General features: G+C 72.8%; 1 protein-coding gene and 1 pseudogene. One reads left to right on the top strand and one right to left on the bottom strand.

The window, feature by feature from the left end:
- Window positions 1–325 (bottom strand): annotated as a pseudogene (locus EIO58_RS17730) (tRNA pseudouridine(38-40) synthase TruA); the annotation flags it as partial.
- 289 nt (window positions 326–614) lie between these two features.
- Between EIO58_RS17730 and EIO58_RS17725 the strand changes: the two are divergent.
- On the top strand, window positions 615–1,526 hold a 912-nt coding region (locus EIO58_RS17725), incomplete at its 3' end, for an acyltransferase family protein (protein WP_205789371.1).

Raw genomic sequence — 1,526 nt, 5'->3', positions numbered from 1 at the left:
GCGTCACCGCGACGTCGGAGTACGCGCCGACGACGCCGCTCACGCGCGCGGCGAGCGCGGTCACACGGTCGGCGGGCCCGGCCTCGACCCGCCCGCGACGCGACAGCAGGCGTTCCCGCTGCGCCTCATCGAGATCGAGGTGCGCGACCTGTCCGCGGGCGTGCACGCCCGCATCGGTGCGGCCCGCCACGACGAGGCGCGGTTCGCCGCCCAGTACGCGCGCGAGCGCCGACTCGAGAGTCTCCTGCACCGTGCGAAGGCCCGGCTGTCTGGCCCATCCGCGGAAGTGCGTACCGTCATACGCGATGTCGAGCCGGATCCGCACGCCCCCAACCCTATTCGAGGGTGGGGGTCAGCCGAGCACGCGGCTGCCGTGCGGCCACGCCGCTCTCGCTCTCGCTCTCGCGCACGATCTCGCGGGCGCACCACCGGGCGTCGACCGCGCCGACACGTCGTCCCTTGGCGCCGTCGCGGCGCAGGACGCATCCCCCTACGCCCCGGGTCCGGCCCTGCAGGAGCGCCGGGATTCCTCGACCCGATGGAGGTGCGCGCGTCCCCCGTGATACGACAGACACCCCCGCGTACAATTGCGCGAGTTCCCGACCCCTGAGTACATGACGCCCAACGCGCCCTTGAATCGCCCACCAGCCCGCCTCCACGGGCTCGACGGCCTGCGCGCGATCGCCGTGACGCTCGTCGTCGTGTACCATCTCTTCCCGCCCGCACTCCTGCCCGGCGGCTTCATCGGCGTCGACGTCTTCTTCGTCATCAGCGGGTTCCTCATCACGAGCCTCCTGCTGCGCGAGCACGATGCCACCGGCCGGATCCGGCTCGGCCGGTTCTGGGTGCGGCGTGCGCGCCGCCTCCTCCCCGCCCTCGTCGCCGTCGTCGCGGTGTGCTCGACCCTTGCGTGGGTGGTGGGCGGCGATGTGCTGGTGCGGCTCGGTGCACAGATCGCAGGTGTTGCGACCTTCAGCTACAACTGGCTCTCGATCGCAGGCGGCGGCGGGTACTTCGCCGCGGCCACGCCGGAGCTGTTCCGCAACTTCTGGTCGCTCGCGGTCGAGGAGCAGTTCTACGTGCTGTGGCCGCTCGTGCTGCCGCTCGTGCTGTTCCTGCCGCGCGCGTGGCTGCGAATCGCCGTGGCCATGGTGTTCGCCGCCGCGTCGGCGATCTGGATGGGCGCCGTCATCTCGCGCGGCGACGATCTCACGCGGGCGTACTTCGGCACCGACACCCACGCGTTCGGGCTGCTGCTCGGCGTCGCGCTGGCGTTCCTGCTCGCGCCGCTGTTCACGCGTCCCGCCGCTGCGGACGTGCCGGCGATGGTGCATGTCCCTGGCGGAATAGACCTCGCACCGGGCTGGCACATCGTGCTGCCGCCCTCGGCTCCGCGGCCCGAGGCGACGCGTCCGCGCTGGGTCGACACCCCGACGGCGCGCCACGTGACCGGCGCCGCGGGCGTGCTCGCCGTCATCTGGATCGCCGCGCTCGCCTCCCTGCGACCGGCCGACGACACCGCGACG

It is taken from the genome of Microbacterium sp. CPCC 204701 (genome assembly GCF_004010105.1).
Taxonomy (GTDB): Bacteria; Actinomycetota; Actinomycetes; order Actinomycetales; family Microbacteriaceae; genus Microbacterium.
The sequence above is the reverse complement of the archived record's forward strand: the minus strand, read 5'-3'. Positions and strand labels throughout refer to the sequence as shown.